This window comes from Lentibacillus sp. L22, assembly GCF_040812445.1.
Taxonomy (GTDB): domain Bacteria; phylum Bacillota; class Bacilli; order Bacillales; family Amphibacillaceae; genus Lentibacillus_C; species Lentibacillus_C daqui.
This window is the reverse complement of sequence record NZ_JBFNXI010000001.1, coordinates 14,225-33,969: the sequence shown is the minus strand read 5'-3', so window position 1 is coordinate 33,969 and position 19,745 is coordinate 14,225. Positions and strand designations below refer to the sequence as shown.

The following is a 19,745-nucleotide window of genomic DNA, read 5'->3' as shown; positions in this document are numbered from 1 at the left end:
GCTTCCTACATAATCATTTACTTACTCTTCCAAGTATTCCAGAACCGTTGTCCGACCCAGCTATCATAGTCTTTTAATTTATCGCTTTTGGCATCAAGAGTAGATTCATTAACTACCTTAATAAACGGAAGTTCCTCGTTAACGGTCTGGTTCATTTTCGCTAAAATCTCCTTCTTCTGTTCCCTAGAGTTGGCAGTGCTCCATTGATTTAATAATTTTTCCCAACGATCACTGTTGTACCAGCCGCTACTATTGGTATCTAAAATTAGCATACCAAGCTCACTCGGGGAGAAACGGGTTGACCAGCCAACGACAACCAGATCCCAATTTTTTGGATCCTGCCATTTTTCCAAATATGTTGCCCATTCATATGGTTCCAGTTCAACTTTGAATCCGACTTCTTCTAATTGTTCCTTGAGCACCTCGGCAATTTTTTCATAACGAGGATAACTATTGCTAAACATGATTGTGATTGGCTTTCCATCATAACTTGATTCCTCTAGGAGCTGTTCCGCTTTGTCCTTGTCATATGCCAAATAACCATCTGTTCCGTCTTCTGTATATAATTCCTTTTGTTCGGGGTCAAACAATCCGCCATCAAAGTGATAAAACTCATCGTTTCCATAGGTTGCCTCAGCAATGGTCTTTTTGTCCAGGGCATGGTTTAATGCCTTACGTGCCTTTATATCATCAAATGGTGCTTTTGCTTTGTTCGGTGTAATCGTTGAGTAGCCATTAATATATGACACTGGATCCATTTTGGGGTCACTTTCGACCATTTGATATAAATCCGGTGGTACTTGTTGCACATAATCATATAGATCCGTTTTTAAACCATTAATCATTACTTGTGGATCTTTGACAATTTGAAACTTAATTTCATCCAAGTAAGCTACTTTCTTCCCAGTTAACCCGCCCCAGTCGGTTTCATCTCGAGCAGAATAATCCTCGAATTTAGCAAGGACAATTTCACTTCCGCGGTCCCATGTTTCAAATTTAAATGGACCGGTACCTACAAGTTGCTCTGGTTGCAATGGTTGTTCCCCAGCGTCTTTAGCAATCTTCTCCGGGATAATGGTAAGCGCCGATTTTGGTGCAGCCATATCCGCCAAAAGTGGGCTATATACTTGGTTTAACGTTATCTCAACCGTATGTTCATCTGTTGCTTTTACCTGATCAATGTATTCGCTGGCGATAGTTCCAACAGAAGATACCTTTCTCCATCGGTCAATCGATGCAACCACATCATCCGCGGTAACAGCAGAACCATCGTGAAAGTTCACATCTTTACGAATATTGATTGTATAGGTTTTTTGGTCATCACTTATTTCATAATCCTCCGCAATCATTGGTCTAGGTTTGTAGTCTTTATCTAGTGCAAACAGTGTTTCAAATATATGCCAGCCTACATCCCGGGTTACTGTGGCCCCTGTATACATCCAGTCAATCGTGTCTGGATCGGCGGATATCGCGACATTTAATGTTCCGCCTTCTGTTGGTTTTTGCTTAGCGGAGTCTGTATTTCCGTCTGAAGCGGCATCTTTACTACAGCCGATGAGACCACTCATTAGAAACAGACCTAATATTGCAATAAAAATATGATTATATTTTTTGATATTCACGGTAATCCCCCATTTACACCTTATCAGTAATTCTATAAAACTATCTATCATCCTTATAATTTTTTATTCTCTTCTGTACTTTTAAGCCAATACCTCTTTATATTTTTCACACAGTATAAAAGCGTCTTTTATCGATAAAATATACAGTAACGAGTTCGCAATTAGGGTTCAAAAACAAAAGTAATCCCACCATTTAACTTATGTATTAAAATTTAATACGTGAACTAAAATTTCGTCATTATCTTGTAGTTATGTAAAACGGAAGCCCGTTATAAACGGGACCTCCGTTACATTCTACTCCATTTGTTTCCAGGTGTTCCAAAAACGAGGTCCAACCCAGTTCTCCAAATGACGAACTTTATTACTTTTGGCGTCAAACCGCTTCACATTAGAAATTTTTATAAATGGTAGTTCATCATATATGGTTTGATTCATTTCACCTAAAATTTCTTGTTTCTCTTCCGTTGATTTGGCCGTTCCCCACTGATTTATTAATTCTTCCCAGCGTTCGCTTGTATACCAGCCGCTTCTTGCCGCATTTAACTCCAGCATACCAAGTTCACTAGGAGAAAACCGGGTAGACCAACCAATAACAACTAAATCCCAATTCGATGGATCCATCCATTTTTCCAGATAGGTCGCCCATTCATAAGGTTCTAACTTCACCTTAAATCCTATTTCTTCCATTTGTTGTTTGGCAATTTGCGCAATCTTCTCATACTCCGCTGTGTCATTGGAATATAAAATGGTCAGCGTCTTCCCATTATAATTTGACTCATTAAGCAGTTCTTTTGCTTTCTGCTTGTCATAAGCTAAATAGTTGTCTATTCCTTTATCTGAATAAAGTTCCCCTTGTTCCGGATCAAATAATGCTCCATCAAAACTATAAAATTGTTCATTTCCGTATGCAGCCTGAGCAATTGACTTTTTATCCAATGCGTATTGAAGCGCCTGACGAGCCTTAATATCGTCAAACGGAGCCTCTGTTTTATCCATTGAAATAATGTTATACCCATTCATGTAGGTAACCGGGTCTAATTCTGCATTAGCATCAATAACATCAAACAAATCGGCTGGAATGCTTTCAACATAATCGTATATTCCTGTCTTTAATCCATTTACCATTACTTGTGGGTCTTTCACAATTTGAAAATTAAGTTTATCAAGGTAAGCCACTTTCTCTCCGGTTAAACCATTCCAATCTGTTTCTTCACGAGCTGTGTAATCATCAAACCGGGTTAAAACAATTTCATTTCCTTTATCCCATTTTTCAAATTGATATGGGCCAGTTCCAATAAGCTGGTTCTGCTTAAGCGGCTTATCATCTGCTTCGTTGGCAATTTCCTCAGGTATGACAATCAAGGCTGATTTTGGAGCAGTCATATCGGAAACAAAAGCATGGTAAATTTCCTTTAATTTAATTTCAACCGTATACGCATCAATCGCTTTTACTCGCTTAATATATTTACCAGTAATCTTCCCGACAGAGGATACTTTTTCCCAACGTTCAATGGAGGCAACAACGTCATCAGCTGTCACGGTGGCGCCATTATGAAATTTCACCCCTTTACGCAACTGAATAGTATAGGTCTTTTCGTCATCACTAAGCTTATAGTCCTTTGCAATCATTGGTTTTGCACCAAAATCCTGATCTAAGGCAAATAGAGTTTCAAACATATTCCAAGCGATGTCTCTTGTGGCAGTCGCAGAAATATACATCCAGTCAAGGGAATCCGGCTCAGATCCGATCGCCACATTCAGCTCTCCTCCCTTAACCGGGGTACCGTCTGTTTCTTTATCTGCATTCTGACTGTTACTATCCTTTGAACAGCCAATTAAACCAATAATGACTAATGAGATTATTAAACGTAATATGATTTGCAATGATTTGTAAACCTTCATCACACTCCCCCATGTTCATCGCTCATATTTAAAACAAATAATAAGAAACAATTTTCGTAAATGCCTTTTCAATATTCAACAACGCCCGCTCATCGATATCAAAATTCGGGTGATGATGTGGGAAATGTGTGCTTTCATCATCATTTCGTGAACCAACCCGGAAGTATGTACCTGGTTTTTCTAATAGAAAGTAGGAGAAATCTTCAGCACCCATGCCTGTTTCAAGATCAACAACCGAACTCTCTAAAAAAGTTTCACTTAATAGCTTTTTGACTGTTTCCGTTTCTGTTTGATGGTTATACAATGCTGGATAACCAAATAAATAATCTATTTTCGCTGTTGCCTGAAAACCGGCTGCAATGCCGTTTACAATTGAATAAATCTGCTCGCTCACTTGCGTTCTTACTTTTTCATCAAATGTACGTACCGTTCCTTCCAATCGTGCAGTTTCAGGGATAACGTTAAATGCATTTCCCGCCTGAAACACACCAAGCGTGACGACCGCCGATTTTAATGGATCGACTCTCCGGCTGACGATTTTTTGCAAGGCATTGACAATATCACTGCCAATAACAATCGGATCATTGGATTGATGTGGCCTTGCTCCATGGCCTCCAGTTCCTTCAATTGTAATTTCAAATTTGTCGACTGCAGCTGCTTTATATCCTGCCCCTACACCAATTTTCCCCAATGGAATGTCAGATGCAAGATGTGCAGCGAATACGTAGTCTACGCCATCTAGTACATTTTCTTCTATCATATATTTTGCTCCCCCGGGAGGCAGCTCTTCAGCAGGTTGGAAAATGAAGATGATCGTACCATTTATATACCGGCGATACTTGCTGAGGGTTTTAGCTGTTCCCAATAAAGCAGCGGTATGACCATCATGACCGCATGCATGCATGACACCAGGGTTTAATGATTTATATGGTACATCCTTTTGATCTTCAATCGGCAAGGCATCGAAATCTGCGCGCAATGCAATTGTTTTTCCGGGTTGATTTCCTTCCAAAATGCCGATGAGTCCATTACCACCAATGTTTGTCCTTACCTTCAGTCCGAATCCGATCAGTTTTTCTTCAATAAATTTAGCAGTGTTTTCTTCTTGAAATGAAAGTTCCGGGTGTTGGTGCATATACCTTCTCCAACCGATAATTTCCTCCAAATTCTGATCCAGCTCTGAATAAATCGATTCAAGAATATTGTTTTGCTCCTTAATGTTCATGCTCCGTCTCCCCCTTTTTATGATTAAATAGCTAAAAAATCCTCTTCCTTTAAGACAAGAAGAGGGTAAACCACATTTAATCACATATGGCTCCTTCTTATCTTCTGAACACATACACGTTCACAGGAATTAGCACAGTACTGCCACAGTCTGTTGCCAGGCATCACAGGGCCAGTCCCTCCACCTTTCTTGATAAGAATCTTTAATTGTTGATTGGTTTTAATGTTAACAATACTGGTAGGGATTGTCAACATAAAATACGCAGCCCACATACATTTTATGCTTGATCCCCACAAAAAAGCCCACACCATATATAATGATGTGAGCACTTATCTCTTGTAATCATCCAGAAAATCCTTTTGAAAACTTGTATGTGGTTGTTCATCCTTTTCAAGATTCGTCAACTTCCTAAATGGGTTTTTGCCGTATTTTGTGGTTAATTCATCAATTGCCTTATTGAGCTTTTCCTTTTCCGCTTCCTGCTCATACGTGAATAAATCCAGTTGGTAGGCGATATTTTGTTTCTCATCCACATCCTGAACCGTTATACCAAGCAAACGGATTGGCTCCAAATTCCAGTGTTTTTGAAATAATTCATTGGCAACTTGAAGAATATCCTCTTTTGTCTCAATATATGTTTGCAGTTTTTTGCTTCTGGTAATTGTTTTGTGGTCATGATAGCGAATCATGATTTGAACACTGCTTCCTGCTGCCTGTTTTCGTCTCATCCTGCGTTCCACATTTTCAGCAAGCTGGTGCATCAGTTTGCGGATTTCTGTTTCATCGGTCGTATCTTCAGGTAATGTTTGTGAACTGCCAATGCTTTTAAACTCATTAACAGCATCTGGATCAACCGGCCTTGGATCCACGCCATTAGCCCGGTTTTGTAATCGTTCTCCGTTAACTCCCAAAACCTGTTTAAGCCGGTATACATCATGACGGGCCAAATCACCAATGGTTATGACATCAATCGCGTTTAATTTACGGGCTGTTTTTTCCCCAACGCCATACATTTCACCAACTGGAAGTGGCCATAACTTCTGAGGAAGATCACGCTTACGAAGAATGGTAATCCCCATTGGCTTTTTCATATCGGAGGCCATTTTTGCCAAAAATTTATTTGGCGCAATGCCAATGCTGCAAGGTAAATCCAGCTCGTTTTTGATTTGTTTCTGCAATTTTTCAGCAATCGTAATCGGATCGCCAAGCTGTTCGCATTCCGTAATATCCATATAACCTTCGTCAATGGAGACCGGTTGTACGAACGGGGTGATTGCAGCAAGCATTTTAAACATTTCCGTTGAAGCGGTTCGATATCGATCAAAATTAGGTCTCATGACAATCAAATTGGGACATAGTTTGCGTGCCTGCCACAATGTCATCGTTGTTTTAACCCCTTTTTCCCTGGCCTCGTAACTGCTGGTTACCACAATTCCTTTTCGTTCCTCAGGATTTCCGGCAATTGCCAGCGGTTTCCCTTTTAGCTTAGGATTATAAGCCATTTCAACTGATGCATAAAAACAATTCATATCAATATGGAAAATTACCCGCCCGTTTTTCGGATACCATTGAGACATGTTATCCACCCTTTGCGAACTGTTGTTTCTAACATTATAACATATATGAAAGAAGGGCTGGAATATCCCAGCCCTTCTTTCGTGAAATTCCAGTTATTATTGTTTGGCTGCTTCTTGAGCAATTGCAGTGATTAATTCCGTAACTTTGACCAGTTCGTCAACAGGAATGCGTTCATTGGTCGTATGAATATCCTCATAACCAACGGCTAAATTCACCGTTGGAATGCCAAAGCCAGCAATCACGTTCGCATCACTACCGCCGCCGCTTTTTAACAATTTGCTCTCCCTGCCGATTGCTTTGGCAGCATTGCGAGCTACTTCAACAACTTGATCACCCTGTGTTTGCTTGAAACCTGGGTACATCACTTTCACATTTACTTCAGCACTGCCTCCAAGTTCGTTCGCCGTTGATTCAAATGCTTCTTTCATTTTCGCCACCTGTTCCTCCATCTTTTTCGGAACTAGCGAGCGTGCTTCCGCTAATATTTCCACATAATCGCAAACAATGTTCGTCTGTTTTCCACCTTCGAATCGGCCAATATTGGCAGTCGTTTCTTCATCAATTCGGCCCAAAGGCATTTTTGCAACCGCTTTGGCTGCAAGGGTGATGGCCGATATACCATTCTCCGGTGCAACCCCGGCATGGGCAGTCTTTCCTTTCATGACCGCAAATATTTTGGCCTGCGTAGGTGCGGCAACAACAATATCCCCTACCGTACCATCACTATCAATTGCATAGCCGTATTTCGCCTTAAGCATTGCCGGATCCAAGGATTTTGCACCAACTAAACCGGATTCTTCTCCTACCGTGATAACGAATTGGATATCACCATGTTCGATCTCGTTTTCTTTTAAAGTACGAATCATTTCCAGGATAGCCGCTAGTCCGGCTTTATCATCAGAGCCAAGAATGGTTGTTCCATCAGAAACAATATATCCATCCTGAATGGAGGGTTTGACACCATTTCCAGGGACAACTGTATCCATATGTGATGTAAAATAAATCGTATCCACATTGTCCTTTGTTCCTTCCAAATGGCAAATTAAGTTTCCTGCACCATGTCCTGTCTCTGACTTACTATCATCTTCTACAACATCAAGACCTAAGTCTGTAAACTTTTGTTTTAAGACCTCTGCTATTTTACTTTCCTGACCTGTTTCCGAATCAATCTGCACTAATTCCATAAATTCTTCTACTAGACGATCTTGATTTATTTGAACCATTACCTTACACTTCCTCTACTTTTCAGATTATCATTATCTACATTTGTAAAAATCTTATAGCCACTTGATGGAACTCCATGCAATTTTCTCCCTTCATCTTGTTTACACTTGTCCTAACCAACTTTTAACGATAAAATACAGGTAGGATTCGCCAATGAGGGAGGAATACTGGTGGTACGAAAACCAAAAAACAAACAGGTAAAACCAACGGAAAAGAAACACTCAAAACAACAAAAACGTTTTAAACTTATTGTCTACCTGATGATACTCGCCATGCTTTTAACATCACTTACAACTGGACTAGCCATGTTTTTATAGCAATATTCCAAAGACTGGACTACCGGCCTGTTTGGTCGGTACCAGTCTTTTTATTTTTGTCCACATCGCTTGCCTTGTATTTCTTTTTCAATATTAAATAGTCTTCAATATCATGCAGCAATCGAAACAGGTTTGCCCTTGTTTCAAATTCCTCCTGTGTCCTTGGCAGTGGTTCTTCGTCAAACTCTTTCTTGAGGTTTTCCAGTTCATCCAAAAACAGTTCTGCCGTATTCTCAGGATGGACGGATTGGGATAATTTCTCAAAAAAGTCGGCAATCGATTCCGAAATAGTTACGGTATTTGGCAGTTTGGTGACAAGCGGAAGCATTCGCCGCAAAACTTCAAACTGTTCTTTCCGCATGATAAAGTAATCCTGATAGGGGTGCTTCTGTCTCAGTAAATGATTTTCCATATCCCGTTCCACAAGGTCATTCGCTTCTTCTAGAATATGTTCTACCTCGGTAATTTCTTTTCCACTCCATGATTCATTTCTATCCCGTATGTACGAGGCAATTTCCATAAGAATCGTTTGAAAGTTTTTTTCCAATTTTCGCTGCATTCGTTTTAACTTTTTTTCCAAACTAGGCATATATAAATTAACCAGTAATCCAACGCCAACTCCTACCAATATCAGTAAGAACTCTTCGAAAATAAATCGTACAGTAATATGCCCGGCACCATATAACTGCAAAATAATAACCGAACTTGTGGCAATACCTTGTGATACTTTTAGAAGTACGGTAACGGGAATAAACAGTAACAGCATAATTCCCACTGATATTGGATTATAGCCGATTGTTTCAAAAAATACAAAAGAGAAAATGAGTGCTAATGTACATGCCAAAAAGCGATCCCACGCACTTAAGACGGATCGTTTTCTTGATGGCTGAATACACAGCATCGTTAAAATACCCGCAGATACATAATTAGTTACACCAACCAATTGAGCAAGCGTAATCGCAACCGGTGTACCTATTGCTGTTTTAATGGTCCGATAGCCAATTTTCACGATACAAAGCTCCCTTAACAAGCGAACATTTACATTATTGACCAAAAATGAGGCTGACCCGTAAATCCATGAGACAGCCTCAAAAAGATATTGAAGTTTTTATACTTCTTCACAATTTTCATCAAAAATATGCTGCAGTTTACCCATTACATCCATCGCTGTAAAACCTTCAATATCATGACGCTCCAGCATTGTCACAATTTTTCCGTCTTTTAGAAAAGCAAACGATGGTGATGAAGGCGGATATCCTTCAAAATAGGTTCTGGCCTGCTCGGTTGCTTCCTGATCCTGTCCGGCAAAAACAGTTACCAGATTATCTGGTCGTTTATCATAATGAATGGCGTTTGCAGCAGCTGGACGAGCAACACCACCGGCACAACCACAAGTTGAATTAACCATTACCAGCGTTGTCCCTTTACGGTTGAGTGCCTCATCTACTTGTTCTGGACTCTTCAATTCTTCGTATCCAGCTTCGACGATATCTCTGCGTGCAGCATCGACTACATCATTCATAAATAGATTAAAATCCATCTGAACTTCCATCCCCTTAATTGAAATATTGTTAAATCCTATTCATAGCTTATCAATTTTATCAAAGGATTTCAATTCAAAGTGCCTGCCCTGTAATACCTTCTTGCAAAACACGCACTAATAAATCGATGTTGTATCTTTATTCATGTTTTCCAATATTGCTTTAACCTTTGCCAAAAATCTGCCGCAAACAAGGCCATCCAAAATCCGGTGATCCAGTGACAGTGATAGGTTCACCATATCTCTGGCAGCAAACATGTCATTAATAATCATTGGGCGTTTGACAATTGATTCCACCTGGAGAATTGCTGCTTGTGGATGATTAATAACGCCCATGGAATGTATCGAGCCAAACGTACCGGTGTTGTTCACCGTAAATGTACCACCCTGCATATCATCCGGGGTTAACTTGCCGGTACGCGCTTTGTCGGCAAGCGTGTAGATTTCTTTTGCAATGCCTTTAATACTTTTTTCATCGGCATGTTTAATTACCGGAACAAATAATTTATCTTCATTCGCTACTGCAATCGATATATGAATATCCTTTTTTTGGATGATTTTATCACCTGCCCAAGTGCTGTTTAGTTGCGGATATTCTTTTAATCCTTGGGCGATAGCTTTGACAAAGAAGGCAAAGAAGGTAAGACTAAATCCCTCTTTTTGTTTAAAGTCATCTTTGATTTGATTACGATACGATACAAGATCTGTCACATCTACTTCAACGGTCATCCAGGCATGGGGAATTTCCTGTTTGGAACGAACCATATTCTGGGCAATTGTTTTACGCACGCCGGTAACTGGGATTTCGATATCCCCGGTGTTAGTTGTCTGTTGCTCGAGACCAGCAGATAATGATGGTTGTTGGATCGTTTGATGTGTTTGTTGGTCTTGTGCCGTTTGTTCTGCTGTTGTCGATTCCGGTGTCTTTCCGGATGCGATTATTTTTTCGATATCCTTCCTGGTTATCCGGCCGCTTCTCCCACTTCCATTTACCTTGGTCAAATCAATATTATTTTCCTGGGCCATCCGTAATACAGCAGGGGAATACCGGGTTTTCATGGATTGATCCGTTTCAATATCCTCCTGGACTGCATGAACTATTTCCTGATTTTCATCTGCTTTGGTTGTGCTCTGTTCATTTTTTATTGCTTCTTCTGTTTCTATATAACCGATTAGTTCACCAACCGGAATGGTATCTCCTTCTTGGGCAACGAGCTCTTTTACCACACCCGTAAATGAGGATGGTACCTCAGCGTTCACTTTATCGGTCAATACCTCCGCGATTGGGTCATATTTATTCACCTTATCGCCGACTTTTACCAACCAGGAGCTAATGGTACCTTCCGTAACACTTTCGCCAAGCTGGGGCATCGTAATTTTCTCAGTGGCCATATAATCCCTCCTTCGTGAATATCCGTCATTTTTCCAATTGTATATGCCTTCTTTAGAATTCCGCCAAATCCCGTATCGCAGTTTCCACTTTATCTGGATTGACCATGAAGTATTTTTCCATTGTTGGTGCATATGGCATAGCTGGAATATCTGGTCCCGCCAGTCGTTTAATAGGGGCATCGAGTTCAAACAAACAATTTTCAGCAATAATAGCCGCAACTTCCCCAATAATACTTCCTTCTTTGTTATCTTCCGTAATCAGCAGTATTTTTCCCGTCCGTTGCGCTGCTTCAATAATCGTGTCTTTATCAAGAGGATAGATGGTACGTAAATCAACAATATGCACATCAATTCCTTCCTCCGCCAATTTTTCGGCTGCCTGCAAAGCGAATTGGACACATATCCCATATGTAATCACTGTAACGTCTGATCCTTCCCGCTTCACATCTGCTTTACCAATCGGCAACACGTAATCATCGTCTGGCACCTCCCCTTTCAGCAACCGGTATGCACGTTTATGTTCAAAAAACAAAACTGGATCATTGCTGCGGATGGATGCTTTTAATAAACCTTTCACATCATATGGCGAAGAGGGCATAACGATGGTTAAACCTGGCTGATTGGCAAACATTGCTTCAACCGATTGGGAATGGTACAGCGCGCCATGAACCCCTCCGCCATACGGTGCACGAATAGTAATCGGACATTCCCAATCATTGTTTGAACGGTAGCGTATACGGGCTGCCTCGGAGATAATCTGGTTGACGGCAGGCATAATGAAATCCGCGAACTGCATTTCTGCGACCGGACGCTTTCCGTACATGGCCGCACCAATTCCAACACCCGCAATAGCAGATTCAGCGAGTGGGGTATCCATCACTCTTAGATCGCCAAATTCATCAAATAACCCCTTTGTTGCCCCAAACACACCACCTTTTTTACCAACATCTTCCCCCAGGATAAATACATGTTCATCCCGCTGCATTTCTTCTCTTAATGCTGTGGTTACAGCCTGAATATACGACATTACTGGCATAATCAATCTCCCTCCCTACGATTCATAGACAAATTTCAATGCTTCTTCCGGCTCGGCGTATGCTGCATTTTCCGCATAATCGGTCGCTTCATTGACTTTTGCAGCAATGTCATCCAGAATCTCTTGTTCAAGTGCGTCTGTCAAGATTTCCTTTTCACGTAAATATGCTGCAAATGTAACGATAGAATCTTTTTTTCTGGCCGCTTCCACTTCTTCACTATTTCGATATTGGCGGTCATCATCATCACTGGAATGAGCGGTCAGCCGATAGGAGACAGTTTCAATTAAAGTCGGACCTTTACCATTAACCGCTCGTTCGCGTGCCGTTTTAACTGCTTCATATACTGCCAGCGGGTCATTACCGTCGACTGTCATACCAGGCATACCATAACTACTTGCCCGGTCAGATACTTTTTCACAAGCCAATTGCCGTTCAATCGGTACCGAAATAGCATATTTATTATTTTCAACCATGGTAATCACTGGTAATTTATGGACGCCAGCAAAATTCAATCCTTCATGAAAATCACCCTGGTTGGAAGATCCTTCTCCTAGCGTAACGAGGGATACAATGTCTTTTTTCTCCATTTTTGCAGCCAGCGCGACACCAACCGCATGTGGAACTTGAGTTGTTACCGGGGATGATCCGGTAATAATTCTGTTTTTCTTTTGGCCAAAATGCCCGGGCATCTGCCGTCCGCCGGAGTTTGGATCTTCTGCTTTCGCAAAACCGGATAACATGAGATCACGTGTCGTCATGCCAAACGATAGTACAATACCCATATCCCGGTAATACGGTGCGACATAGTCTTTTTCCCGGTTTAATGCAAAAGCCGCGCCAACCTGTGCTGCCTCCTGTCCTTGGCAGGAAATGACAAAAGGAATCTTCCCTGCGCGATTTAACAGCCACATCCGTTCATCAATTTTTCTTGCCAGTAACATGGTTTTATACATATCTAAAACCTGATCATCTGACAAACCCAGTGTTTCATGTCGGTTATTTGCCATAAATGGTGCCTCCTTCTTAACAATCTATTATTTTCGGCTTTGTTTGCCTATAGAGGATGTTCAATAAGCCCGAGAAGAATTCACATTTCAAAGGGGAGCTTTGACTAAGCACCCCGGTCCTTTTTGAACACACCTTAAGAAAAATGGATTATCCGTGAATTTGTTTGCCATCAACAGCAAGTGCAGCTTCGCCAATTATTTCAGATAAAGTTGGATGCGGGTGAATGCTTTCAGCAATTTCCCATGGGGTAGCATCAAGTATCTTGGCAAGCCCGGCTTCGGATATCATATCAGTGACATGAGGTCCGATCATATGGACTCCCAACAAATCATCATTTTGTTTATCCGCGACAATTTTAACAAAACCATCCGGCTCACCATATACGAGTGCTTTACCAATCGCCTGGAATGGAAATATGCCTGCCTTTATTTCTTTTCCCTGTTCTGTGGCTTGCTTTTCCGTTAAGCCGACACTTGCTATTTCCGGGCTGGAATAAATACAAGAAGGAATAGTATCGTAGTCAATTGGCTCTGGGGCTTGATCAGCCATATGCTCCACCGCAATGATCCCCTCATGTGAAGCAACATGGGCCAGCTGCATGCCGCCAATACAATCTCCAATTGCATAAATATGGGATTCCTTCGTTTGATAATACTGATTGGTTTTTATCATCCCATGATCCACCACGATGTCCGTATTCTCTATCCCGATATTGGTTGTATTTGCCAGGCGTCCAACTGAAACAAGCATTTTCTCCGCTGTAAAACTTTCCGGCACCCCATTTACCTCGACTTGGATTCGTACCCCATTTTCGATAGCTAATGACTCTGTTGACACGTTTGCACCAGTAACAATAGAAATTCCTTTTTTCTTTAACAGTTTTTCAGCTTCCTTGGCAATCGCCTCATCCTCTGTTGGCAGAATATATGGCAAGTATTCCAATAAAGTCACATCGACACCGAAATCAGCAAGCATAGATGCCCATTCAACCCCGATAACTCCACCACCAACAATAATGAGCGATGCCGGCAATTCTTCCATTTGTAATGCATGGTCAGAATTCATGACATGTTCCCCATCAATCGTTAATCCAGGTAATGATTTTGGAGCTGAACCAGTGGCAATTAATACATTTTTGGGAACGATCATCGTGTTTTCATCCCCGTTTGCATATTCAACAGAAATCGTTCCGGGCATTGGTGAGAATATACTAGGGCCAAGTATTCGGCCAAAACCTTCATACACATCAATTTTCCCTTTTTTCATTAATCCTTTTACACCCTGGTGCAGGGTTTGCACCACACGTTTTTTTCGGTCTTGAACCTTGGCAAAATTCAATGTGACATCACTTGTTTCGACGCCATAAATATTTGCTTCTTTCGTTTGTCTGAACACCTCGGCACTTCGGAGCAATGCCTTTGAAGGAATGCACCCGCGATGTAAGCATGTGCCTCCGAGTTGCTCCTTTTCAACAACAGCCACTTTCATTCCTAACTGGGCACCACGGATGGCAGCTACATAGCCACCTGTTCCTCCACCAAGAATGGCAAGATCATATTCTTCCGTCATAACTCCATTCTCCTTTTTCAAAATCAACGTTTCATTTTCAAATATATTATATCGTGGTTGAACCAGGACTTTATACTATTGATTTAAAATGGATGTTCCAATCCAGTCAACCTTCATTATCTACGGCTTAATGTATGATGTCCATTTAACAGGAACTGGCTGCGGGATTTGCTGACAGAAGCAATGCGCTCTTCAGCCATGCGATCTGCAGCAACGTAGGTAGGAATTTGATCCCGGTTGGCGATGGCAAACACCTTCGTTAAGCTGTCATAAATGGTTTCTACTTTTCGCATTGCCCGATCCTGATTATAACCTTGTAATTCATCGGCTACATTAATAACGCCACCAGAATTAATCACATAGTCAGGAGCGTAAACAATCCCTTTTTCATGAATAATATCTCCATGTTCCGGATGTTTTAATTGGTTGTTTGCCGAGCCCGCAATTGCTTTTGCTTTGAGCTGTGGAATTGTTTCATCGTTAATGGTGGCACCTAGTGCGCATGGTGCATAAATATCACATTCCACGCTATAGATATCATTTGGGTCAACCGCCTTTGCACCATAAGCATCAACAGCACGATCGACTGCTTCATTGTTGATGTCGGTAACAATCAAATTTGCCCCTTCTTCATGCAAATACTTGCAAACGTTGAAAGCAACATTGCCAACCCCTTGTACGGCAATAGTCCTCCCGGTTAAGGAATCAGATCCAAACGCGGCCATTGCTGCTGCCTTCATCCCTTTGTATACCCCATATGCGGTGACAGGAGATGGATTACCGGATGAGCCGAATTCCGGAGATATCCCTGTTACAAAATCTGTTTCCATATGAATCAGATCCATATCGTCAACTGTGGTGCCGACATCCTCGGCTGTGATATATCGTCCATTCAAGCTTTGAATATAACGTCCAAACGCCCGAAACATCTCCGGATTCTTATCTTTTTTCGGGTCACCAATAATAACCGTTTTTCCGCCGCCAAGGTTTAAACCGGCTGCAGCATTTTTATATGTCATCCCTTTAGCCAGGCGTAATGCATCTTCTATTGCTTCTTCCTCAGAATCGTATGTCCACATCCTTGTTCCACCAAGGGCAGGACCAAGCGTTGTATCATGAATTGCAATAATTGCTTTGAGTCCTGAATTTTTATCCTGACAAAAAACCAATTGTTCATAGTCGTCTTTTTCCATATAATTAAATAGTTCCATTTTCTATTCCTCCCCAAATGAACCCCTATGTTGCATCAGGATTGTTCATTATACTTAGTTGTGTATCGTGTTGAAGTGCCTAAAATAATATTGCAATTTCCATGCCAATTAAATTCCTTTGTAAGCGCTTCATTTCCTTTAGAGATTACCATGCAAAATTTTGCACTTATGAAAGGTCTTGCAGGTTATTTTTTTCAATTTGATATTTACTCATTTTATAATACAAATTACGAATGGAAACATCTAAATCTTTTGCTGTTTTAGTTTTATTATAATTGTTCTGTTGGTACACTTTTTTAATATACTGTTTTTCATAATTTTCTATGGTATGCTTTAGTGAAGTTCTCGTGTGCTTTATTTCTGAAACTTGTGCTTCCGGATTTTGCTTAACAGATGCCAAATCCAAATCGGGAATATGTTCCACGTTGATTTCTTCTTCATTCATGTCCATATAAATGATTGCGCGGCCAATTACATTCTCCAATTCCCGAACATTGCCCGGCCAGTGATATTTTTCCAGTCGTAATAACGCTTTGGTAGAAATAGAGCGGACATGGCGACCATAATCCCGATTAATTTTTTCAATTATATGTTCAATCAGGCATGGTAAATCAGTTTTGCGCTCTTGTAGTGCAGGAATATAGATTGGCAAACGGTTCAAGCGATAATATAAATCTTCTCTGAATGTTTTGTTCATAATCGCTTTTTCCAAGTTTACATTGGTTGCGGTAATAATACGAACATTGATCGGAATCGGGTCTGTCCCCCCGACACGGACGATTTCGTTTTCTTGTAGCACCCGCAATAATTTGGCCTGCGTATGTAATGATAACTCACCAATTTCATCAAGAAAAATACTTCCCATGTTTGCCTCTTCAAAAAAGCCGCGTTTCCCACCACGTTTCGCTCCGGAAAATGCCCCCTCTTCATAACCAAATAATTCACTCTCCAGAATTGACTCTGCAATGGCTGCACAATTCACTCGGATGAATTTGTTATGCTTGCGGTCACTCTCGTTATGAATCGCATGGGCAAACAGCTCTTTCCCCGTTCCAGACTCACCCCTTAACAGGACAATTGCCGGTGTGCGCGCCCCGATCTTCGCTTGTTCAAGCGCAAGTTTCAATTCCGGAGAATCACCAATTATATCGTCAAATGTATACTTGGCCTCTAAGTTACGAATGATCTGCCGTGCCCGCTTTAACTCATTGGTCAATGCTTTTATTTCGGATACATCATGGAGAACGCCAACACTCCCTTTGATCTTGCCATCCACGATTACAGGAGCAACATTGACCAGCACATCACGTTTGGCAGCTCCAACCTTCATTCGAACTCCCCGTACAGGCTTGCGGGTTTTTAACACTTCCATGTGCATACTTTCACCTTCTGAAATATCAACATTTGCCGGTTTGCCGACCACATCCATTTCTTTTAAACCGGTTATCTTCGTATACGCCGGATTAATCATAATACCCTTGCCGTTTTCATCAACAACCGATATGGCTTCGTCGGATGAATGAATAATCGCCTCCAGCATGGTTTTAATTTCAATTAAATCAGTATTTTCTTCTGCAAGGGTCATCACTTCGGTAATATCCTTAAAGACGGCGAAGGCTCCAACCAGCTCACCATCTGCATCAATCATTGGGATCCTTGTGGTAATAACCTGCTTGCCGTTTTCCAAAAGTAATTTCTGATTCACTTCCTTTACCCGGCTATGTAATACATGGGGGAGTCTGCTTTGGGCGATTAAATCCGTAATTGGCTTACCCACAGAAGCCTCTTTTGCAATGCCCGTGATTCGTTCTGTGCTTTTGTTGACAAATTGAACAATACCTTGATTATCAACGACAATCATGCCATCGCGAATATTATTCAGGATCAGGTGTTGATGATTCATTTGTGTTTTGATATGGCGAAATAATGATTCCTTTTCGTCTAATAATTCGACAATAATATAGGCAATGGAACCAGGAATTACAATCATTTTCCCATGACTTGTTTGCATTAATTCATCAAGTACTTGTTCATTCCCCGTCACCTCAATGACAATATCGACGTCCTCATCCATCCATTCCTTCCAGTTTGAACCGGTTGGAATACCATAGATTTTGGCCAGTTCAAGCCCTTTTGCCTGTTGATTATGGTCAATAATCGCTACGACCTGCATCCGATCAGCTACATATAACATTTCCAGTAAAGCGGTTCCACCCTTACCTGCCCCAACAATCAGCACCCGTTTCATTAAACCCCACCTTGCAATTTTTTGCATATTATTATCATACGCTAATCTGCACATTTCAGCAAACATTACATCGTTTCTATCTTCATAGTTTTTTGCTATACTGGCAATGGACAAAGTCATCAAGCGCAAACGGAAAGCAATAAAAATGATGAGCAAAATTTTTTACATTCAAAGGAGAATGAACATGCGAATAATTGCGGTCTTAATACTGGTTGTTCCAGGAGTTATCGCGGCCTATGGTATAAAATTGATGCGGGATGCATTATTTAATGAACTAACAGCAGTCTTTCTCCACATCGGCCTGCAATTTTTTATCGGCTTTATCCTTTTTGCTGCCGGAATCGGATTTATCGGCGGTTTTATCGTCCACCGCGACCGTAAACGGCAAGCTGTTAAAAAACAGATACAAGCAAATAAAAGATGACTAATTATGTAATTTAGTTATCTTTTTTTATACACAAAAGACTAATAATGTGGTACCATTTGTAACATTATTATAAATCTTTATTTATTGGAGAGATATTATGAAGGTAGCAAAATTTGGAGGAAGTTCGGTAGCAAGTGCGAACCAAATCAAAAAAGTCGGTGCGATTATTAAACAGGATCCAGCAAGAAAATTTATTGTGGTGTCAGCACCAGGGAAACGCTACAAAGATGATATAAAAATCACCGATACGTTAATCAAGATATCGGAAAACGATGATCAGGACCGTCCATATGAAGATTTGCTCGACCTGGTTAACGATCGTTTTCTAAGTATCCTTGAGGAACTTAACCTAACGTCTGCGATTGCTCATGAGCTTCACCAAACCATAGAAGATGTATTGGCAAGTGATGCAGAAAATTCACTTAAAGTAGATACCATTAAGTCGCTGGGCGAAGTTTTTTCAGCAAAAGCGCTTCAAGCATACTTAACATCAATTGGTGTTGAAGCTACATACTTGAACCCGGAAACCGCAGGCATTATTGTGAGCGATCAACCCGGAAATGCACAAGTTCTTGAAGAAAGTTTTACCAATTTGTATAAATTACGTCAACAAGATGGCGTGCAAATCATCCCCGGTTTTTTTGGATATACGAAGTCAGGAAAGTTGGTTACTTTTTCCCGGGGCGGATCTGACATTACAGGTTCGATTGTCGCAGCAGGTGTACAAGCCGAACTTTACGAAAATTTCACCGATGTCGATTCCGTTTATACCGTAAATCCATCGATTGTTGAACAGCCTAAAGAGATAACCACTATCACTTATAAAGAAATGCGTGAGTTATCATATGCCGGGTTCTCTGTATTCCATGACGAAGCATTAATCCCGGCGTTTAAAAAAGGAATCCCGGTTTGCATCAAAAATACAAATAACCCAAATGCACCAGGTACAATGGTGGTCGCTGAAAAGGAACCAACGGAACAATGTGTTGTCGGAATTGCCGGTGATGACGGGTTTTGCAGTCTCTACGTCAGCAAATATCTGATGAACCGTGAGTTGGGTTTTGGACGAAAATTATTGCAGATCTTTGAAGACGAAGAAATTTCATTTGAACATGCACCATCGGGAATTGATGATATGTCTGTTGTCATTCGGCAAAAATACTTCACAAAAGAGAAAGAAAGAAGAGTGATCGAACGAATAGAATCGGAATTACACGTTGATACCATCAAAATTCATCGTGATTTGGCAATGATCATGGTTGTCGGGGAAGGAATGATCAGTACGGTCGGCGTAGCCAAAAAAGCGACAAGTGCGATTACCGATTCCGGTGTCAATATCATGATGATAAACCAGGGTTCATCTGAAGTTTCCATGATGTTCGGTATTCAGGAAGTAGACCTGGAACGTTCGGTGCAATCATTATATAAAGCGTTTTTCACCTGAT

General features: G+C 41.0%; 16 protein-coding genes and 1 riboswitch. Of the genes, 3 read left to right on the top strand and 13 right to left on the bottom strand.

The window, feature by feature from the left end; translation table 11 throughout:
- Window positions 1-17 precede the first annotated feature (17 nt).
- The 5 genes from ABRT01_RS00155 to ABRT01_RS00135 form a co-directional block, all read right to left on the bottom strand.
- Window positions 18-1,622 (bottom strand): ABC transporter substrate-binding protein, encoded by a 1,605-nt coding sequence (locus tag ABRT01_RS00155; RefSeq protein WP_269412260.1) that lies wholly within the window; start codon window positions 1,620-1,622, stop codon window positions 18-20.
- Window positions 1,623-1,916: 294 nt separating this feature from the next.
- Complete coding sequence (locus ABRT01_RS00150; RefSeq protein WP_269412259.1) at window positions 1,917-3,524, bottom strand: ABC transporter substrate-binding protein; 1,608 nt, start codon at window positions 3,522-3,524, stop codon at window positions 1,917-1,919.
- A gap of 28 nt (window positions 3,525-3,552) precedes the next feature.
- Window positions 3,553-4,749, bottom strand: a complete 1,197-nt coding sequence (locus ABRT01_RS00145; protein WP_269412258.1) for a M20 metallopeptidase family protein — start codon at window positions 4,747-4,749, stop codon at window positions 3,553-3,555.
- Window positions 4,750-4,843: 94 nt separating this feature from the next.
- A riboswitch (SAM riboswitch) is annotated at window positions 4,844-4,948 on the bottom strand.
- 130 nt (window positions 4,949-5,078) lie between these two features.
- Window positions 5,079-6,326 (bottom strand): DNA polymerase IV, encoded by a 1,248-nt coding sequence (locus tag ABRT01_RS00140; protein WP_367745975.1) that lies wholly within the window; start codon window positions 6,324-6,326, stop codon window positions 5,079-5,081.
- A 96-nt stretch (window positions 6,327-6,422) separates the two neighbouring features.
- On the bottom strand, window positions 6,423-7,550 hold the full coding sequence (locus ABRT01_RS00135) for a M20/M25/M40 family metallo-hydrolase (RefSeq protein ID WP_269412255.1): 1,128 nt from the start codon (window positions 7,548-7,550) through the stop codon (window positions 6,423-6,425).
- A 171-nt stretch (window positions 7,551-7,721) separates the two neighbouring features.
- On the opposite strand from ABRT01_RS00135, the gene prli42 reads away from it, so the two are divergent.
- Window positions 7,722-7,868: a stressosome-associated protein Prli42 gene (gene prli42 / locus ABRT01_RS00130; protein WP_367745974.1), complete on the top strand. Its 147-nt coding sequence runs from the start codon at window positions 7,722-7,724 to the stop codon at window positions 7,866-7,868.
- 19 nt (window positions 7,869-7,887) lie between these two features.
- Here the strand turns inward: prli42 and ABRT01_RS00125 are convergent, their stop codons facing one another.
- From ABRT01_RS00125 to ABRT01_RS00090, 8 genes are all read right to left on the bottom strand, one after another.
- Entirely contained in the window at window positions 7,888-8,877 is a 990-nt protein-coding gene (locus tag ABRT01_RS00125) for an aromatic acid exporter family protein (RefSeq protein ID WP_367745973.1), read from the bottom strand.
- A 99-nt stretch (window positions 8,878-8,976) separates the two neighbouring features.
- Window positions 8,977-9,408 (bottom strand): BrxA/BrxB family bacilliredoxin, encoded by a 432-nt coding sequence (locus ABRT01_RS00120; RefSeq protein WP_269412252.1) that lies wholly within the window; start codon window positions 9,406-9,408, stop codon window positions 8,977-8,979.
- 117 nt (window positions 9,409-9,525) lie between these two features.
- Window positions 9,526-10,800, bottom strand: a complete 1,275-nt coding sequence (locus tag ABRT01_RS00115; RefSeq protein ID WP_367745972.1) for a dihydrolipoamide acetyltransferase family protein — start codon at window positions 10,798-10,800, stop codon at window positions 9,526-9,528.
- 52 nt (window positions 10,801-10,852) lie between these two features.
- Window positions 10,853-11,836: an alpha-ketoacid dehydrogenase subunit beta gene (locus tag ABRT01_RS00110; protein ID WP_367745971.1), complete on the bottom strand. Its 984-nt coding sequence runs from the start codon at window positions 11,834-11,836 to the stop codon at window positions 10,853-10,855.
- 15 nt (window positions 11,837-11,851) lie between these two features.
- A complete protein-coding gene (locus ABRT01_RS00105) occupies window positions 11,852-12,844 on the bottom strand; it encodes a thiamine pyrophosphate-dependent dehydrogenase E1 component subunit alpha (protein ID WP_367745969.1) in 993 nt (330 codons plus the stop codon).
- Between the two features lie 148 nt (window positions 12,845-12,992).
- A complete protein-coding gene (gene lpdA / locus ABRT01_RS00100; protein WP_269412248.1) occupies window positions 12,993-14,414 on the bottom strand; it encodes a dihydrolipoyl dehydrogenase in 1,422 nt (473 codons plus the stop codon).
- 116 nt (window positions 14,415-14,530) lie between these two features.
- The gene (locus ABRT01_RS00095; protein WP_269412247.1) at window positions 14,531-15,625 is read right to left on the bottom strand and encodes a Leu/Phe/Val dehydrogenase; all 1,095 of its coding nucleotides are present in this window, start codon (window positions 15,623-15,625) and stop codon (window positions 14,531-14,533) included.
- Between the two features lie 166 nt (window positions 15,626-15,791).
- Window positions 15,792-17,873 (bottom strand): sigma 54-interacting transcriptional regulator, encoded by a 2,082-nt coding sequence (locus ABRT01_RS00090; protein WP_367745968.1) that lies wholly within the window; start codon window positions 17,871-17,873, stop codon window positions 15,792-15,794.
- Between the two features lie 184 nt (window positions 17,874-18,057).
- Between ABRT01_RS00090 and ABRT01_RS00085 the strand changes: the two genes are divergently transcribed.
- Together ABRT01_RS00085 and ABRT01_RS00080 are read left to right on the top strand one after the other, a co-directional pair.
- On the top strand, window positions 18,058-18,297 hold the full coding sequence (locus ABRT01_RS00085; protein ID WP_367745967.1) for a DUF2627 domain-containing protein: 240 nt from the start codon (window positions 18,058-18,060) through the stop codon (window positions 18,295-18,297).
- A gap of 100 nt (window positions 18,298-18,397) precedes the next feature.
- The gene (locus ABRT01_RS00080; protein ID WP_367745965.1) at window positions 18,398-19,744 is read left to right on the top strand and encodes an aspartate kinase; all 1,347 of its coding nucleotides are present in this window, start codon (window positions 18,398-18,400) and stop codon (window positions 19,742-19,744) included.
- Window position 19,745 lies beyond the last annotated feature (1 nt).